Consider the following 17,572-nt stretch of genomic DNA (forward strand, 5'->3'; position numbering starts at 1 on the left):
GGCCATGACCATTGACGTTCCCACCACAGGCCGTTCACTGCCCCAGCTGCAGCCGATCAGCTTCATCGGCGCAGATGGCCGGCTCACCGACACTCCGACCGAAGGGCTGCGGATCCCCAGCGATGCCACCCTCACCGGTCTCTACCGGCAGATGGTCCTCGTCCGCCGGTTCGAAGCGCAGGTCACGCACCTGACTAGACAGGGTCGACTCGCAACCTATCCCTCCGCGGCAGGTCAGGAAGCCGCCGAGGTGGGGGCCACCACCGCGCTGGCCCCGAACGATTGGCTCTTCCCCACCTACCGCGACTCGGCCGCGCTGCTGACCCGCGGAGTGCCCGTCGCCGAGATCCTCGCCGCCTTCCGCGGAGACTGGCACTGCGGTTTCGATCCGCACGAGTATCATGCCTCACCTGCGGCGACACCGCTGGCGACGCAGACTCTGCATGCCACCGGATTCGCGATGGCCGCGAAGCTCAAGGGCGAGGATGCAGCGACTCTGACCTTCCTCGGCGACGGCGCCAGCAGCGAAGGCGACACCCACGAGGCATTCAACTTCGCCTCCGTGTGGCAGACCCCGACGGTCTTCGTGCTGCAGAACAACCAGTACGCGATCTCCACTCCCCTGCGGGAGCAGACGAACGCGACGATGCTCGCCGACCGAGCCGCCGGCTACGGAATGCCGGGCCTGCGGGTCGACGGCAACGACGTCGCCGCCGTGTTCGCCGCCGTCTCGACCGCTCTCGAGCGCGGTCGGAACGGAGACGGTCCGACCCTCATCGAGTGCCTCACCTACCGGATGGAGTCACACACGAACTCCGACGATCCGACGAAGTACCGTGACACCGAGGAGGTCGAGCACTGGAAGCAGTTCGATCCCATCGACCGTCTCGAGAAGTATCTGCGGTCGACCGGTGCACTCGACGATTCGTCAGTCGCAGAGGTCGCCGAGGCGGCCGAGACTCTGGCCGCGTCCGTCCGCGATGCGATGAACCAAGAGGCCGAGGTCGACCCGCGCGAGCTCTTCGCCCACGTCTACGCGACCCCGCGCACGGGCCTTGCCGAACAGCAGCAGGTCCTCGAGGCCGAACTCGCCGCGGCAGGCCAGGCATGAGCGTCGAAACCGGCACCGACCCAGCTGCCGATCCGACTGCGGTGAACGACGAAACGGGCAGCGCCGCCTCGGCGAAGAGCGACACCGCACCCGGCACTGCACGGGCCCCCGAGGCCGGCCAGGCCCCGTCAGCGGTGACGATGACGAAGGCCCTCAACCAGGCGCTGCGGGATTCCCTGGCCGACGACGACACTGTGCTCGTCTTCGGGGAGGATGTCGGCCGCCTCGGCGGGGTCTTCAGGGTCACCGAAGGACTGCGGGCCGAATTCGGGTCGAATCGGGTCTGGGATTCTCCGCTTGCGGAGTCCGGCATCATCGGCACCGCGATCGGCATGGCGATGAACGGGATGCGCCCGGTGGTCGAGATGCAGTTCGACGCCTACGCCTACCCCGCGTTCGAGCAGATCGTGTCCCATGTGGCGAAGATGCGGAACCGGACGAAAGGCCGGGTCAGCCTGCCGATCACGATCCGGATTCCCTATGCCGGCGACATCGGCGGAGTCGAGCACCACTCGGATTCGTCCGAGGCCTATTGGACGTCGACGCCGGGTCTGACCGTCGTCACGCCGTCGAATCCGGCCGATGCGTATTCGCTGCTGCGCGAGTCGATCGCCTCCGATGATCCGGTCGTGTTCATGGAGCCGAAGTCCCGCTACTGGATGAAGGAGACGCTGACCCTGCCCGTGTCCACGGCGCCGATGAATCGGGCGCAGGTCATCCGCGAGGGCACCGACGTCACCCTGCTCGCCTATGGTCCGACGGTGCGGACGGCGCTCGATTCCGCCGAGGCCGGGGCCGAGCACGGACTGTCCATCGAGGTCATCGACCTGCGCACGCTGTCTCCGTTCGATGATGAGACGGCGTCTGAGTCCGTGCGCAAGACCTCGCGCGCGGCGATCATCCACGAGGCCGCGCAGTTCGGCGGATACGGCGCCGAGGTGGCCGCCCGCCTCACCGAACGCAACTTCACTTACCTGTCGGCCCCGATCCTGAGGGTCGCCGGGTTCGATGTGCCCTATCCGTCGCCGAAGCTCGAGGAGTTCTACTTGCCCACCGTCGAACGCGTGCTCGATGCGCTCGAGTCCTGGGATTGGGAGCTGTGATGAGTGCTGATCTGAATACCGGGATGCGCGGGACTGGCACGCGCGAGTTCATCCTTCCCGACCTCGGCGAAGGCCTCACCGAGGCGGAGCTGATCTCTTGGAAGGTCGAGATCGGGGACGAGGTCCACGTCGATCAGATGGTCGTCGAGGTCGAATCCGCGAAGTCAGTCGTCGAACTCCCCTGCCCGTACGCCGGGCGGATCGTCAGCCTTCACGCCGCCGCTGGGGACACCGTCAGTGCAGGCCAGGCCCTGCTCTCTGTCGCCGAGGCGGAGAGTGCGGCGGCGAGCGCGAGCGCGAGCGCAGACGGCAGCGCCGGCGAATCGAGCGGCGCGAACCTCATCGGCTACGGTACATCGGAGCCGAAGACCCGTTCGACGAAGAAGCGCTCGTTCGGCGGCAAGCGCACGGCTGTTCCGGACGCGACATCCACCGTGCCCCCGGGTGCCGCCCCAGCCGTCCCGACGGTCATCCCGGATGCTCCCGTGCAGCCGCCGACAGAGGCACAGACTCCCACCGAAGACTCGTCGAAGACCGCCATCGGAGAGTCGGCGACGGCCGCCGGCGAGCAGGTCTCCCCTGTGTCGTCCCCGCTTGTGCGCAAGCTAGCGAAGGATCACGGCATCAGCGCCAAGCACCTGCCCGGCAGCGGTCCCGGTGGGATCGTGACCAGGGCCGATGTCCTCGCTGCGATCGAGTCGGGCACGGCTGCGAACGTCGACGCGGCGAGCGCTCACGTCCCCGCGGGGACGTCACGAGCCGGCGAACCTCAGTCGATCACGGAACGCAGCGCCACCTCGGCGGGGGCACCTTCGCCTGTCGGGCGGGCCGACCGCGATACCCGCACCCCGATCACGGGGCTGCGGAAGATCGTGTCCGAACGCCTCACGAAGTCGCGGCAGGAGATCCCCGAGGCGACCATCTGGCTCGATGTCGATGCCACCGAGCTACTGGGCACGAAGCGCGCGCTCGAGGCGCGCACCGGTGAGAGATATTCGCTGCTGTCGCTCGTCGCCCGCTTCGTCGTGGCCGGATTGAAGAAGTATCCGATCATCAACTCGTCGATCGATACAGCCGCCGGAGAGATCGTCACCCATGGTGACATCAACCTCGGCCTGGCCGCGCAGACCCCGCGCGGACTCATGGTCCCCGTCGTCCACGGGGCCGGCGAGATGAGCCTGCGGCAGCTGCGCGACTCCGTGTCCGAGACCGTCGGGAAGGCCGCCTCGGGGAGGTTCGATCCGTCGGAGCTGTCCGGCGGCACTTTCACCCTGAACAACTACGGGGTGTTCGGCGTCGACGGTTCGGCCCCGATCATCAACCTCCCCGAGGTGGCCATGCTCGGTCTCGGCAGGATCAAGGACCGCCCATGGGTCGTCGACGGTGAGCTGACGGTGCGCAAGGTGATGTACCTGTCCTTCGTCTTCGACCACCGGGCGTGCGACGGTCAGGAGCCGAGCGAGTTCCTCACCTTCGTCGCCGACTGCATCGAGAACCCGATCTCGCTGCTGCCCGAGCTCTGAGTCCCGCCGAGCCGTAGCTTCCAGTTCGGAGCCGGCACGACGCTCGTTCAAGCGGCATCGCACTTGTCGATAGGTACACCGTTCGACAAGTGCGGGCCGCCTTGAACGACGCTTCCCGCACTGCACTTCCCCGCTGCGGTTCCACACTTCGGACGACCATTCCGTCTGTGACTCACAGCACTAACCTTGCCGAGTCCGCTCACCGCGGACGCGAACGCAAGGAAACGAGGTTGAGCATGTCACGGAACCCCAGTTCGGTACGTCAGGCGGGGCCGCCTCGGCGGCGGTATTCGCTGGTCCTCCTCATCGTCCCCGTGATCCTCTACGTCCTCACCCCGGTCGTGGCGAACTCGGTCGAGCCGCGCATCGCCGGATTGCCGTTCATCCTCGCCTATACGATCGCGGTCACGATTCTCACCTGGTTCTTCGTGTGGATGACCGCTCGCGGCGACCGGTACTACCGGCACGATCTGCCCGAGCACATCCCTTCCGATGTCGCATTCGGTGAGGACCACGAGATCGAGGAGGCCGGGAAATGAGCACCTCCGCGATCATCGCCTGCATCATCTTCGGCCTCGCCATGCTCGCGACCATCGGCATCGGCATCTGGTCCGGCCGCGGCCGGGAGAAGTCGCTGGACGAATGGTCGGTGTCCGGACGCGGGCTGGGCTTCGTCTTCATCCTGCTGCTCATGGCAGGCGAAACATATACGAGCTTTTCGTTCCTCGGCACGGCCGGTTGGTCCTACTCCTATGGGGCGCCGATCCTCTACCTCATCGGCTACCTGAGCATCGGTCTCGTCGTCGCCTATCTCGTCGGCCCACTGTTCTGGACCTACGCCGCCCGGCACAAGCTCGTCAGTCTCTCCGACATCGTCGAACACCGGTTTCGCTCGCGCGGGCTGGCGATCCTCGTGGCTGTCCTCGCAACGATCTTCATCGTTCCCTACATCCAGCTGCAGATCCAGGGCATGGGTGCGGTCGTCAACGCGATGAGCTACGGCGCGATCGACCTCAAGATCGCCGCCATCGTCTCCTTCATCGTCGCCGAGGCGTTCATCCTCTTCTCCGGACTGCGCGGTTCCGCCTGGGTCAGCGTCCTCAAGGACGGACTGGTCATCCTCGCTGTCGCGTTCCTCGCGATCTACGTACCGCTGCACTATTTCGACGGCCTGGCGCCCCTGCTTGACCGCGTCGTGAGTGAGAAATCTCAGTGGCTGACCTTCCCCGGCGCAGGCGATGGCATCTACGGGGGTGCATGGTTCATCTCGACGATCATCCTCAACGGGATCACGATCACCGTGTTCCCCACGTCGATCGCCGGCTATCTGTCGGGCACCTCGGCGAATGCTCTGCGACGCAACTCGATCATCCTGCCGTGGTATCAGCTGCTGCTCCTCGTGCCGATGATGGTCGGTGTGGCTGCACTCTTCGTCGTCCCTGCTCTCAAAGACGCCGACCTAGCCCTGTTCTCCGTGGTCATCGATTCCCTGCCCGCGCCGATCGTCGCGATCATCGGCGTCGCAGGCGCGCTCTCGGCGATCGTGCCGATGAGCGTGTACATGCTCTCGATCGGTTCGATGTGGGGACGGACTGTCTTGGGCGGCGGCTTGGCCGGACCGAAGAACGCCGCTTCGATGACTCCTGAGCAGCTGAACGCACGGGGCCTGCGGCAGAAGACACTGTCCCAGTGGGTGTGCCTGGCCGTCGGCATCATCGCCCTGATCATGAGCCTGCTCATGCCGGATGCGCTCGTCGAGCTCTCCGTGCTCAGCTACGAGGGCCTGGCACAGGTCGTGCCGGCCGCGCTGCTCTCCCTGTACTGGCCGCGCATGAGCAAGCAGGCGGCGGCTGCGGGTCTCATCGTCGGCTCCGTCGTCATGGTCGCCCTCCACTACACGGGACTCGACCCGCTGCTCGGAATCAACGGCGGCCTCTGGGCTGTCGCGGCGAACCTCATCGTGGTCGTCATCGTCACTCTGGCCAAGCCGGACCCACGCTGGGTGCCGTCAGCCCAGCGGCAGACGCGCACCGAGGCGGCAGCGTTGTAGGCGCGAGCCCTTCGATCAGCGCGACCTCACCCGTCGAGCAGTGCAGCCGCGTACATCGGGCGGGCGGCGTCGGCGCTCGGCGGGTGGAAGAGCCCGGCCGTGGCATCGCGGAAGAGGCGGGAGAGTTCGTGCTTGTTGCCGAACCCGTTGCCGCTCGTGCACATCAGCGCGGTCTCAGCGTTGCGGCGGGCCGCCTCGGCGGACTTGATCCTCGCTCCCACCAGGCGCAACGGCCAACCGGCACCGTGGTCGATGAGGTCGTCGAAGTCCCTAGCGTAGGCGTCGATCATCGCCGTCACCGGTATGAAGTCGAGATGCGCATCGGCCAGGCGCGTCCGGGCCTCGGGCACCTCGGCGAAGGTGACGCCGGCCTTCGCGGACTTCCGCTTGTGCAGCCCGGCGGCGCCCAGCTCGAGCGCACGGGCCGCTACTCCGGCATAGACGGCGGCGATGAGCAGCTGGAAGTTGCTCGTGATCGCGAAGGTGAGCAGGTCAGGGTGCTTGCCAGCGGGGATGACGCGTGAGACCCGTTCGGGTTTCATCGGCACATGGTCGAGGATCGTCGCCCGCGACTGCGAGGCCCGCATTCCCAGCACATCCCATTCGTCGGAGACCGTGATCCCGGGTGCATCGCGTTCGATGAATCCGTAGACGAGCTGCCCCTCGGCCGGCTCGTCCGCATCGGGGCCGGCGATGCCGTCGTCGGCGGCGGCCACGGCACCGTGGACGATGAGCCTGGTCCACACGGGAGACAGCGAGGTGAAGATCTTCACCCCGGTCAGTTCGTATCCGCCGTCGGCCGTCGACACCGCCTCGGTGTTCGAACCCTGCAGGACCCAGTCGTTCGACGGTTCCGAGATGCCGAAGGCGAAGATCTCACCGGCCATGACCTCGTCGAACACCCAGTTCAGCGAGTCGTCACCGCGGTCGGCCAGCGCCTTGACCACCCCGGTGGTCATGAGGTGCATGTTGATCGCCAGAGCCGTTCCGGGCGCCGCCGCTGCCAGCCGCTGCTGAAGTCGCGTGACCTCGAACAGGCTCAGCCCCGGCCCGCCATGCGACTGCGGGACGAACAGCTGAAGATAGCCGAGTTCCCCCAGTTCAGCGAGGTCTTCGTCGAAGAATCGGTTCTCCCGGTCATAGACGTCGGCTCGTTCGCGGAATCGTTCGAGCACATCATCAAGCAGGTACTGCGCGGCGAGCTCGCTCACGCGTGTCTCACGGTCGGTCATCGTCTCTCCTTCGTCGAGGGATCGTCTGCGTCTGTCGAGGGTGTCGCGGGCCGCGCGGTGCGGCGCAGGATGATCGCGCCGTTGTGCCCGCCGAAGCCGAACGACGTTGACAGCACAGTGTCGACGGCCGCCCCGGCGGGGTTCGGTCCACCGCGCATCTCACGGGCGTGACCTGCGACGATGTCCCAGTCGGGGAACTCGTTGTCGTCGAGGTTGAACGTCGGCGGCAGCGTCTGGTCACGCATCGTCAGGGTCGCGATGATCGCCTCGACGACCCCCGATGCGCCGAGGAGGTGCCCCGTCGTCGATTTCGTCGCCGAGATCGGGATCCTCCGTCCGACCTCCCCCAGGGCGGCGTCGAAGGCTGCGAGTTCGGCGCGGTCTCCGGCCGGTGTGCCCGTGGCGTGGGCGTTGATGTGGTCGATATCGCCGGGTTCCAGCCTTGCATCGTTCAGGGCCTGGACCACCGCCGAGGCGGCTCCCCGTCCCTGCGGATGCGGATTCGTCGGGTGGTGGGCATCGCTGGCGGCGCCGAATCCGGCGAGCTCGGCCAGTGGCGTCGCCCCACGTGAGGCCGCCGAGTCGGCGGATTCGAGGAGGATCGCGGCCGCACCTTGGCTCATGACGAAGCCGTTGCGGCCCCGGTCGAAGGGACGGCTGGCGGCGGTCGGATCGTCCTCGTATCCGGCGGCGAGCGCGCGCATGTTCGAGTTGGAGGCGAGATTGACCGGACCGAGGCAGTCCTCCATGCCGACGACGAGCACCGCGTCGGCGTAGCCGTGGCGGATCCGACGCATCGCCTCGCCGAGTCCGATCGCCCCGGAGGCGCACGTCGCCGAGACTCCCTGACCGGGTCCGCGCAGGTCGAAGCGCTGGCTGATCAGCGCTGCCGCGGAGTCCGGCGCACCGTGGATGGACAGGGTCAGCGGCACCGACCTGGGGCCGTCGGCGTCGAGGCGACGCGTCGCCTCCTGCATGGCGTCGACGGGTCCGGAGCCGGTCGCCGCGATGACGGCCGTGCGGTCGCGGTCCCAAGGCAGATCGTCGGCCGCGGACTCGATTCCGCCTGCGCGCATCGCCTGGTCGGCCGCGGCGATGGCCCAATGCTGGACGGGACTGAGCCGGCGGGCGAGCGCCCGGGGCAGAACCGCCTCGGCGTCGAAGTCCTTGATCTGCCCGCCGATTCGCACGGCGAGGTCGTCGAACTGCTCACCTGCGAGGACGTCGATGGCGCTGGTGCCGCTGCGGACAGATCGCCAGAGGCTTTCGGGGTCCTGGCCGCTCGGGGTGATGGCGCCGAGTCCCGTGATGACGACCTCGCGCACGCCATCTGTCCGGTGCCGATTGCTCCGGGATGCGTTCACAGCCGCTGTGCCTTTCCGCTCATGACCAAGTCAACGGTTTCGAGGCGTCGAATCTTCCCACCGACGGTCCGCGGCAGCCGGTCGAGTAAGTAGAACCGTCTTGGCACGAACTGCGGGGCCAGTTCCGCCCGGGCCTGGGCGAGCAGTTCAGCTTTGTCGGGCAGAGTCGAGTTCAGACCAGGCGTGCCCGACCCCCTGGGGCCGTCGTCGGAGGCAGGTTCCCCAGGACCCGGTTCGATGACGAGGGCGACGATGCTGCCGAGACCGTCGTCGGGCAGCGCGATCGCGCAGACCTCGCCGAGGCGGCCCTGCCCCGACCGCGGATCCGCGCGGTCGAATCCCTCGAAGGCGCGTTCGACCTCGGGCAGGGACACCTTGTGCCCTCCGGTGATCGCGATGTCACCGGCCCGTCCGGCGAGTTGGAGGAGTCCGTTTTCGATCCGTCCCTGGTCACCGACCGTGGCCCAGCCGTCAGGTTGTCGCAGCCGAGCGTCGGTGGTGCCGGTGACATAGCCGTCGGAGCAGGCGGCGGCTCTGATCCAGACCGTGCCGATCTCTCCGTCGGGCAGCCGGGCGTCGGAATCGTCGCGGACCTCGACGCCGATGGTGTCGTAGATCGAGATCCAGGTGCCGTCGCCATCACGACTGTCGCCGATGAATCCGATCTCGGCGGCACCGTAGTAGCTGATCAACCGCGTGTCGGGGAGGACGTCGGCGAGTGCCGAACGGATGGAGGCGGGCAGGTTCGCTCCTCCGGTGACGACGAGGTCGAGGCCGTGGAAGTTCTCCGGCGCTCGACGGGCCGCCTCGGCGAGAGCCTTGACCACGGCGGGCACGGCAACGACGCGGGTGATGGCTTCGTCGGTGATGCGCGACCCCATGGTGAAGGGGTCGAAGTCGTCGGCGACGTGGACGCTGCCCCCGGTGGCGAGGCTTTCGACGACGGCATAGAGGGTGAGGCTGTAAGACACGGGGCCAGGCGCCAGGGTGGCCACTCCGGCGAAGGGTTCGAGGTGGGTCGAGGACACAGCCACGTTGTCGCGGTACTGCTGGCGGGTCTTGATGAACGCCTTCGGGTTGCTCGTCGTGCCCGAGGAGAAGAGCATGAGGAACGGCTCGGACGCTTCGCGAACGCTCGGCGGTGCGGTGACGGCGGGGTCGATGGCGTCCTCGCGGGCACGGAATTCGGTCTCGGTGATGACGGTTCCGGTCCAACCGGCGGCGGCGAGCGCCTCGGCGAGGCGGGTCGAGTCGGAGATGACGAGGCCGATTCCGGTGGTCGTGATGACTCCGACCTGGTGGTCGAGCGGCCAGCGGGGGTCGATCGTGGCCGAGACTGCGCGGAAGCCGGCGAGGCCGGCGATGATGCGGGAGGTCTCGAACGCCGAGGTGAGGCTCACTGCCGTGATCGGGGTGCCGTGGGTTTCGGGAGCAGGATTCGGCGGTTCGGTCTGGACACTGTGGAGGGCGTCGACGGCGGCGAACATCGTGGCCGAATCCCGGACGAGCTGCGCATAGGTGAGGGAACGTGGGGCTCGCACGTCCGCGGCGGAGTCGGCGCTCTCATCGGGGGCAGGGCTGCCAGAGTGGCCGCCGACGATGGCCAACTGGTCCGGATCGGTGGCCGCGACCTCGAGGACCTTCGACGTGATGGGCAATTCCGTCCTCCTCGAATTCGTTCCTCGCAGGCCCGTTCCGGGCCGGCATGTGCCCGATCCTCGACTGACATCACCAGGTCCCGGGCACCGATCCTCAGTATAGGAGCCCTGCGATACCGCCGACTGCTCACGGCTCACGCTCACCCCGGTCCGGGACAATGAGAGCATGAGCGGAGCAGGGAGCCAGGACGAACGGGCAGACGAACCACGCTGGCGATACGGCGACCAGATCCTGTGGACCTACACCAACCCGGCACACCCAGGGCTGTACGACCAACGCCCTGTCACGGTCATCGCCGATGACGAGAACCACCTGGCCGTCTGGCTGGAGTCGGGGACGAGGATGCTTCATCATGTACTCGCCGACGGCTCGGGAATCCGCACCGCTGACGGACCCGCCCGCTTCGGTGCCCCACGGGCACAGGGCCTCAAACGGTGGCAGGGACCGGGCATCGTCGCCGTCTTCCGGCCGGGAGCAGCCTATTCGGTGTGGTTCTTCGAGAACCCGGACTCGGCCCGTCGCGATTCCTTCTACGTCAACCTCGAGGACCCCTTCACTCGCTTCGACAGGGGCATCCTCACCTCCGACCACGTCCTCGACATCGTCGTCGACTCAGATGGCACCTACCGGCTCAAGGACGAGGACGAACTCGAATTCGCGCGCGAAGCCGGAATGTTCTCCGACGAGAAGGTCGCACGCATCCGCGCCGCTGCGGACGCAGCCATCGACGACATCCGCGCTTGGGCCTTCCCCTTCGACTCCGACTATCCGGGCTTCCAACCGGACCCCGACTGGCCGATGCCTGACCTCCCCGCCGAGGCGACCTGGGACTTCGACGTCAGCTGAGCCGCCCGGTGACCATCACGGCCCAGCCGACCGACCAACCTCACATTTCGAACTCGACGGCCTCCCCCGCCTCGGCGATGGCTCGGATCCGCTTCCGGCAGACGAACCAGCCGATGACCATGCACACCGAGGCGATGATCGTCACGACCAGGGTCGGCGGGGAATCGGCGAAGACCATGACGAGGATGACAGCGAGGAAGAGCAGCGTCGCATAGCCGGTATAGGGGGCACCGATCATCCGGAAGGACGGACGTTCGAGCAGTCCGCGGTCGGCCCACCGCTTGAGCCGCATCTGACACAGCACGATCATGCCCCACGTGAGGATGATCCCCACCGAGGAGACACTGAGGACGATCTCGAACGCATCGCTCGGCAGCAGATAGTTGAGCGGCACGCCGAGGAGGGCGACCACTGCCGTGATGACGATCCCGCCGTAGGGCACGCCGCTGCGGTTCATTCGCTGCGCGAACTGCGGGGCCGACCCGGCCACCGACATCGACCTGAGAATGCGCCCGGTCGTGTAGAGCCCCGCGTTGAGTGAGGACAGGGCTGCCGTGAGCACAACGAGGTTCATCACGGTGTCCGCGCCCTTGACGCCGATGAAGGAGAAGAAGGTGACGAACGGGCTCTCTCCGTCGACGTAGTCGGTGAAGGGCAGGAGGAGGGCAAGCAGGGTGAGCGATCCGACGTAGAAGACCGCGATGCGCAGGATGACGGAGTTGATGGCCTTGGGCATCACCTTCTCCGGGTGCTCCGTCTCGCCGGCGGCCGTGCCCACGAACTCGATGGAGGCATAGGCGAAGACGACGCCCTGCATGAGGATGATCGCCGGCAGCGCACCGTTGGGGAAGAGTCCGCCGTTGTCGAGGATCATCGACAGTCCGGGATCGTGACCGGCCACGGGGGTGCCGAAGATGAGGAAACCGACCCCGACAACGAGGAAGATGATGAGGGCGGCGACCTTGATGAGCGCGAACCAGAACTCGAGCTCTCCGAAGACCTTGACGGAGATGACGTTGAGTCCGAGCACGAGGACGAGCGCGATGAGCGCCCACGCCCATTGCGGCACGGTCGCGATCCAGGCGACGTAGCGGCCGAAGAAGCCCATATAGAGCGCGGCCGCGGTGATGTCGACGATCGCGGTCGTCGCCCACACCAGCCAGTAGAACCACCCGGAGATGAACGCGGCTTTCTCGCCGAAGAACTCACGGGCGTAAGAGACGAACGACCCGGTGGTCGGGCGGTGCAGGACGAGTTCGCCGAGCGCGCGGAGGATGAGGAACGCGAAGAACCCGCAGACCGCGTAGGACAGCACGATCGAGGGTCCCGCCTCGTGGAGGCGACCGCCCGCACCGAGGAAGAGCCCGGTGCCGATCGCCCCGCCGATGGCGATCATCTGCACTTGGCGCGGGGCCAGGTTCTTCTGATACCCGGAGTCCTCGGCGGTGAGGTTCGGTCGGGTCGGGCCCGAGCCCGGTTCTGCGGGTGCGACGGCGGCGCTGCGGTCGGAGCCGAGATTGTCAGTCATGAGTGTCCTCGTTCGTTGAGTACAGATGGTCTTGTCAGAAACAGGCGGTCAGGTGGTCAGGTGGTCGATTGCAGGCGGCCCGGAGTCGGTTCGCTCACACGGTCGTGAGGTTCGCCAGCCGTTCGGGTCGGAGCAGACGTTCGAGTTCGGAGGCGGTCATCAGCCCGTGTTCGAGCACGAGTTCGGCGACGCCGCGGCCGGTCTTCAGCGCCTCCTGGGCGATCATCGTCGCCGCCTGGTAACCGATGGTCGGGTTGAGTGCGGTGACGAGTCCGATGGAGTGTTCGACGGCAGCGCGGGTGAGTTCTGGATTGGCGGTGATGCCTGCGATGCAGCGGGTCGTCAGCGTCCGCGACGCCGATTCGAGGTGGGAGATCGACTTGTGCAGGCTGTGCAGGATGACGGGTTCGAAGGCGTTGAGCTGCAGCTGCCCGGATTCGGCGGCCGCGGTGATCGTGACATCGTTGCCGATGACTTCGAACGCGACCTGGTTGACCACCTCGGGGATGACGGGGTTGATCTTGCCCGGCATGATCGACGATCCCGACTGCACGGCGGGCAGGTTGATCTCGTTGAATCCGGCTCGCGGACCCGAGGACAGCAGCCGCAGATCGTTGCAGATCTTCGAGATCTTCACGGCGATGCGCTTGAGCACCCCGGACAGGTGGACGAAGGATCCGACGTCCTGGGTCGCCTCCACGAGGTCGGGCGCGGTGACCAGAGGCAGCCCGGTCAGCTGCGCGAGATGGTCGCGGACCGCCTCGGCGTATCCGGCTGGTGCGTTGAGGCCGGTGCCGATGGCGGTGGCGCCGAGGTTGATCTCGTGGACCAGCGACTCGGCCTCCCCGAGGCGCTCGCGGTCCTCCCCGATCGTCACCGCGTAGCTGCCGAAGGCCTGGCCGAGTGTCATCGGCACGGCGTCCTGCAGCTGGGTGCGTCCCATCGTGACGATGTCGTGGAATTCGGACGCCTTCACGGCGAACGCGTCCTGAAGTTCCCCGAGGGCGGTGAGCAGCCGTTTGATCGCGAAGATCGTACCGAGCTTGACAGCCGTCGGGTAGGCGTCGTTCGTCGACTGGCTGAGGTTGACGTGGTCGTTCGGGCTGATCCGCGTGTAGGTTCCGCGCGGTTGCCCGATGATCTCGAGCGCCCGGTTCGCGATCACCTCGTTGGCGTTCATATTCGACGAGGTGCCCGCCCCACCTTGGATGACGTCGATCGGGAACTGGTCGTGCAGCTTCCCGTCGATGATCTCCCGGCAGGCTGAGACGATCGCGTCCCGCCGCTGCTCATCGAGGAGGCCGAGGTCGTGGTTGGCCCTGGCGGCGGCGAGCTTGACCGCGGCGAGTCCGCGGATGAGGTCGGGGTTGGACTGCAGGGTCTGCGCGGTGATCGGGAAGTTCTCGACCGCCCGCAGCGTATGGATGCCCCAGTAGGCATCGCCCGGGATCTCCCGATCGCCGAGGAGGTCGTGCTCGATGCGTGTATCCGTGCTCATGGTTCTCGTGTCGCCTTTGTTCGTCGTTGTTGCTGATGCCTGTCGGTGCTGGTGGGTGGTTCGGCTGCGGAGGCTCAGGAGGCGACCGACCGGGTGCGTTCCCACTCGCCGAGGCGGTCCTCGACCTCGCGGGTCACGCGCAGTCCGCCGACTTCCCGTCCTCCGCCGAGGACGGGCGGGCTGACGATGTCGCCAGCCTTTTCGGTCGGTGCGGGCAGAGCGGAGAGGATCCGGGTGGCGATCGGCAGCCTGGCCCGATCCGAGCCGTCGGCGATCTTGACGGCGATGCCCATGCCGTCGATCCCGAGCAGCTGAACCGCTTCGGCGCCGTCCTTGGCGATGAGTCCGGGGACGGTGCGCATGAGCGCGGTGACGTCGCGCCCGGCACCGGCGACCATGTCCGGGTGGTCGCGCATGGCGGCGGCGACGCGCGCCGCGCTCGTGCCGGTCGAGACGGTGGACAGGCGAGCGAAAGCGCGGGCCATTCCGGTCAGCGAGATCGCCGGCAACGGTGTTCCACATCCGTCGGTCGACACGGTCGCCGGCGTCTCGCCGGTGAGTTCGGCGATGGTGGCGCCGATGTGCCGCTGCAGAGGGTGGGTGGGATCGAGGTAGCCCGCGAGGTCCCAGCCGTTGATCCGGCAGGTCGCGACCAAGGCCGCGTGTTTGCCCGAGCAGTTCTGGGCCAAGCGGCTGCGCTGTCCGCCGGCGGCGAGGTGGGCTTCGCGCTCGGGCGCCCCATAGGGAAGGTCGATGACGTTGCCGAGGGCGGTCTCGTCGAGCTCGTACTGATGAAGGATCCGGCGGGCACCGTCGATGTGTTCGGGGGATCCCGAGTGGCTGGCCGCGGCGAGAGCGAGGAGCTCGGTCGGCAGATCGAGGCCGAGACGCAGCATCGCAAGCAGCTGCAGGGGCTTGAGGGTCGACCGAGGATAGAACGGCGTGCCGATATCACCGGCAGACACGAGCGGACGGCCCTCGGCATCGATGACGGCGAAGGAACCGAAGTGCACGCCTTCGACGAGGCCACCGCGGGTGACCTCGACGAGTGGGACATGGGCGCGGTGGGTCGCGGTGGGGGTGGCTGTGTGGGTCATGGTCTTCCTGGATTTCGGGCGAGGTCGGTGACGGCGACGGCGACCTGAGCGAGGTGCTCGGCCATGGCGTCGCGGGCGCGGGCACCGTCTCCGGCTTCGATCGCGCGGACGATCTCCGCATGCTCGACGTCGGAGTCCGGTTGACGGCTGGCGGCGAGGTTGAGGAGCTCGGACTGGGCGGTCAGGGCACCGCGGAGTTCGGCGATGACGCTTTCGAAGACTCGGTTTCCGCTGGCGCGGGCGATGGCGATGTGCAGCTCTCCGTCGAGCTCGACCCAGCCGCGGGGACTCGGCTCGGCGCTCATCGACTGCAGCAGGGCGTGGAGACGGACGAGGTCGGCCTCGGTGCGCCGAGTGGCCGCGAGTTCGGCGGCGGGAACTTCGATATGCGGTCGGGCCTCGTGGAGATCCCGGGAGGAGTAGTCGCCGAGGTGCAGTCCGGTCTCCGGAGCGGAGGCGATGACGAAGGTGCCGCTGCCGGTCTTCGTCTCGGTCAGCCCGAGGGTTGCCAGCGAGCGCAGGGCTTCGCGGATGACGGGACGGCTGACGGCGTATCGGTCGGCGAGCTTCGCTTCGGAGGGAAGGCGGTTGCCGACGGGAAAGGTGCCGTCGGCGATCTCGGCACGCAGACTGCGCACGACGCCCTCACCCGCGGACAGTCGTTCTACAGCCGTGCGTCTGGCCGTGGGTTCGGTCGGGCTGTTCGTCCCCATGACCACTCCTCCGGTTCGATCCGATCATTGATCCGGCACACAGCCCACCAGACAAACCTGTCAAGCTGTATGACAGGTTTGAGTGTAATCCCGCTCACCCAACGTGCGTCAACCCATCAGAGAGGCGTTTCAGACTCTGAGATTCACGGTCGCTCGCGCCTCCGGCCCGCAGGGAACACCCCGGCCCATGCAGAAAGGGCTGGCCCACATGCAAGACCATGAAAGACGGGCTGGGTGCCGAGAAACGCATGCGCGCACGCGTTTCTCGACACCCAGCCCGTTTCTCGACGAAGGCTGAAGCCAAGCCCCAGTCAGTCAGCCACGTAGTACATGCGCTTGTTGACGAACTCATCCATGCCGTAGGGCCCGAGCTCGCGGCCGAAGCCCGAGCGCTTCGTGCCGCCGAACGGGATCTCCGCACCCTCTCCGGCAGGGGTGTTGACGTTCGACATGCCGACATCGAGGCGCTGAGCGAGCTTCGCGGCACGCTCCTCGTCCTTGGCGAACACCGCGCCGCCGAGGCCGAAGCGCGAATCATTGGCCAGGGCCAGTGCTTCGTCATCGCTGCTGACCTTGTACACGGTGGCCACGGGGCCGAAGAGCTCTTCGCGGTAGGCGTCCATCTCCGAGGTGACTCCGGTGAGCACGGCCGGCGAGACGTACGCGGATCCGTCGGTGGCGAGCTCGCCGCCGACGAGGGTCGCACCCTGCTCGACGGCACGGTCGAGCTGCTTGCGCAGGTTCTCGGCAGCCGAACGCGAGGACAGGGGCGAGTACTTGCCGTCGCCCGCCTCGGCGGGGGTGCCCTTCTCCCAGGACTGGGCGCGCTCGGTCAGACCGGACACGAAGTCGTCGTAGATGTCGTCCATGACGATCATCCGCTTGTTCGCGTTGCAGACCTGGCCGGTGTTGTACAGGCGGGTGCCCCATGCGGTGTCGACGGCCTCGTTCATGTCGTCGGTATCGAGGATGATGTACGGGTCGGAGCCGCCGAGCTCCAGCACGGCCTTCTTGAGGTACTTGCCGGCCGTGGCGGCCACGGCCGATCCGGCGCGCTCGGAACCGGTCAGGGACACGCCTTCGACGCGGTCGTCGGCGATGATCGTCTCGATCTGCTCGTGCGTGGCGTAGATGTTGGAGTACACGCCTTCGGGGATGCCGGCTTCCTTCATGATCTCGGCGATCTTCGCCGAGGAGCGAGGGCAGATCTCCGCATGCTTGAGGATGATCGTATTGCCGAGCACGAGGTTCGGTGCGGCGAAGCGGGCGACCTGGTAGTAGGGGAAGTTCCAGGGCATGATGCCCAGCAGCGTGCCGACGGGGCGGCGCTGGATGAAGGCCTTGCCGCCGGACATCGATTCGATCGGTTCATCGGCGGCGAACTTCGGTCCGTTGTCGGCGTAGTAGTTGAAGATCGCCTCGCAGAACTCGGCCTCTTCCTCACCTTCGGCGGTGGGCTTGCCCATCTCCTCGGCGATGATCTTCGCGAGCTCTTCCTTGCGCTCGCCGAAGAGAGCGGCGACCTTGTTGACGATCGCGGCGCGTTCCTCGATCGTCTTCTCGCGCCAGCTCAGGTAGCCCTTGTGTGCGGATTCGAGGACCTGCTGGACCTCTTCGTCGGTGGCATTGTCGAACTTCTCGACGACTTCACCGGTGGCCGGGTTCTCGACACGGTAGCCGCCTGCAGCACTGCCTACGTTGCTCATTCCAGACTCCTTTGACTTGTGCGCGCCCGTTGGCGCCGCTGAAGCAATTGCATACCTGTTTGCCGCCCGAATCGACGGAATGCGTATGCCTGCCACCCACGCTATCAATAGGTGACCCGCGCAACAAGTGCCGAAACCTGGG

General features: G+C 67.0%; 14 protein-coding genes. 6 read left to right on the top strand and 8 right to left on the bottom strand.

All coding sequences use genetic code 11. The features are described from left to right. Positions 1–4 precede the first annotated feature (4 nt). The 5 genes from pdhA (at position 5) to ACU4IU_RS08580 (ending at position 5,787) form a co-directional block, all read left to right on the top strand. Positions 5–1,111: a pyruvate dehydrogenase (acetyl-transferring) E1 component subunit alpha gene (gene pdhA / locus ACU4IU_RS08560; RefSeq protein ID WP_446656443.1), complete on the top strand. Its 1,107-nt coding sequence runs from the start codon at positions 5–7 to the stop codon at positions 1,109–1,111. After that, positions 1,108–2,214: an alpha-ketoacid dehydrogenase subunit beta gene (locus tag ACU4IU_RS08565; RefSeq protein ID WP_446656444.1), complete on the top strand. Its 1,107-nt coding sequence runs from the start codon at positions 1,108–1,110 to the stop codon at positions 2,212–2,214. The genes pdhA and ACU4IU_RS08565 overlap by 4 nt, the downstream gene beginning before the upstream one ends. After that, on the top strand, positions 2,214–3,737 hold the full coding sequence (locus tag ACU4IU_RS08570; RefSeq protein ID WP_446656445.1) for a dihydrolipoamide acetyltransferase family protein: 1,524 nt from the start codon (positions 2,214–2,216) through the stop codon (positions 3,735–3,737). Before ACU4IU_RS08565 ends, ACU4IU_RS08570 begins: the two co-directional genes overlap by 1 nt. A 236-nt stretch (positions 3,738–3,973) precedes the next feature. Further along, the gene (locus ACU4IU_RS08575) at positions 3,974–4,276 is read left to right on the top strand and encodes a DUF3311 domain-containing protein (RefSeq protein ID WP_446656446.1); all 303 of its coding nucleotides are present in this window, start codon (positions 3,974–3,976) and stop codon (positions 4,274–4,276) included. Beyond that, the gene (locus ACU4IU_RS08580) at positions 4,273–5,787 is read left to right on the top strand and encodes a sodium:solute symporter family protein (RefSeq protein WP_446656447.1); all 1,515 of its coding nucleotides are present in this window, start codon (positions 4,273–4,275) and stop codon (positions 5,785–5,787) included. Before ACU4IU_RS08575 ends, ACU4IU_RS08580 begins: the two co-directional genes overlap by 4 nt. Before the next feature lie 26 nt (positions 5,788–5,813). Here ACU4IU_RS08580 and ACU4IU_RS08585 read toward each other — a convergent pair whose 3' ends face one another. The 3 genes from ACU4IU_RS08585 to ACU4IU_RS08595 are packed head-to-tail and all read right to left on the bottom strand — an operon-like array spanning position 5,814 to position 10,041. Further along, a complete protein-coding gene (locus tag ACU4IU_RS08585) occupies positions 5,814–7,019 on the bottom strand; it encodes an acyl-CoA dehydrogenase family protein (RefSeq protein WP_446656448.1) in 1,206 nt (401 codons plus the stop codon). Continuing rightward, positions 7,016–8,344 (bottom strand): beta-ketoacyl-[acyl-carrier-protein] synthase family protein, encoded by a 1,329-nt coding sequence (locus ACU4IU_RS08590; RefSeq protein ID WP_446656449.1) that lies wholly within the window; start codon positions 8,342–8,344, stop codon positions 7,016–7,018. The genes ACU4IU_RS08585 and ACU4IU_RS08590 overlap by 4 nt, the downstream gene beginning before the upstream one ends. Positions 8,345–8,379: 35 nt before the next feature. Next, on the bottom strand, positions 8,380–10,041 hold the full coding sequence (locus tag ACU4IU_RS08595) for an AMP-binding protein (RefSeq protein WP_446656450.1): 1,662 nt from the start codon (positions 10,039–10,041) through the stop codon (positions 8,380–8,382). 166 nt (positions 10,042–10,207) lie between these two features. Here ACU4IU_RS08595 and ACU4IU_RS08600 point away from each other — a divergent pair, with 166 nt between their 5' ends. Beyond that, positions 10,208–10,888, top strand: coding sequence for a DUF402 domain-containing protein (locus tag ACU4IU_RS08600; RefSeq protein WP_446656451.1), 681 nt, complete (start codon positions 10,208–10,210; stop codon positions 10,886–10,888). A 40-nt stretch (positions 10,889–10,928) separates the two neighbouring features. Here the strand turns inward: ACU4IU_RS08600 and ACU4IU_RS08605 are convergent, their stop codons facing one another. The 5 genes from ACU4IU_RS08605 to ACU4IU_RS08625 all read right to left on the bottom strand — a co-directional run bounded on the left by ACU4IU_RS08605 (position 10,929) and on the right by ACU4IU_RS08625 (position 17,430). Then, positions 10,929–12,416 carry an amino acid permease gene (locus tag ACU4IU_RS08605; RefSeq protein ID WP_181271155.1) on the bottom strand — a complete coding sequence of 496 codons (1,488 nt, stop codon included), beginning with the start codon at positions 12,414–12,416 and terminating at the stop codon, positions 10,929–10,931. A 94-nt stretch (positions 12,417–12,510) separates the two neighbouring features. Next, complete coding sequence (locus ACU4IU_RS08610; protein ID WP_446656452.1) at positions 12,511–13,914, bottom strand: aspartate ammonia-lyase; 1,404 nt, start codon at positions 13,912–13,914, stop codon at positions 12,511–12,513. Positions 13,915–13,988: 74 nt separating this feature from the next. Continuing rightward, complete coding sequence (locus ACU4IU_RS08615) at positions 13,989–15,011, bottom strand: asparaginase (protein WP_446656453.1); 1,023 nt, start codon at positions 15,009–15,011, stop codon at positions 13,989–13,991. Next, positions 15,008–15,724, bottom strand: coding sequence for a FadR/GntR family transcriptional regulator (locus tag ACU4IU_RS08620; protein WP_446656454.1), 717 nt, complete (start codon positions 15,722–15,724; stop codon positions 15,008–15,010). Before ACU4IU_RS08620 ends, ACU4IU_RS08615 begins: the two co-directional genes overlap by 4 nt. 311 nt (positions 15,725–16,035) lie before the next feature. Continuing rightward, a complete protein-coding gene (locus ACU4IU_RS08625) occupies positions 16,036–17,430 on the bottom strand; it encodes an NAD-dependent succinate-semialdehyde dehydrogenase (protein ID WP_181271159.1) in 1,395 nt (464 codons plus the stop codon). Positions 17,431–17,572 lie beyond the last annotated feature (142 nt).

Source organism: Brevibacterium sp. CSND-B09 (genome assembly GCF_052906525.1).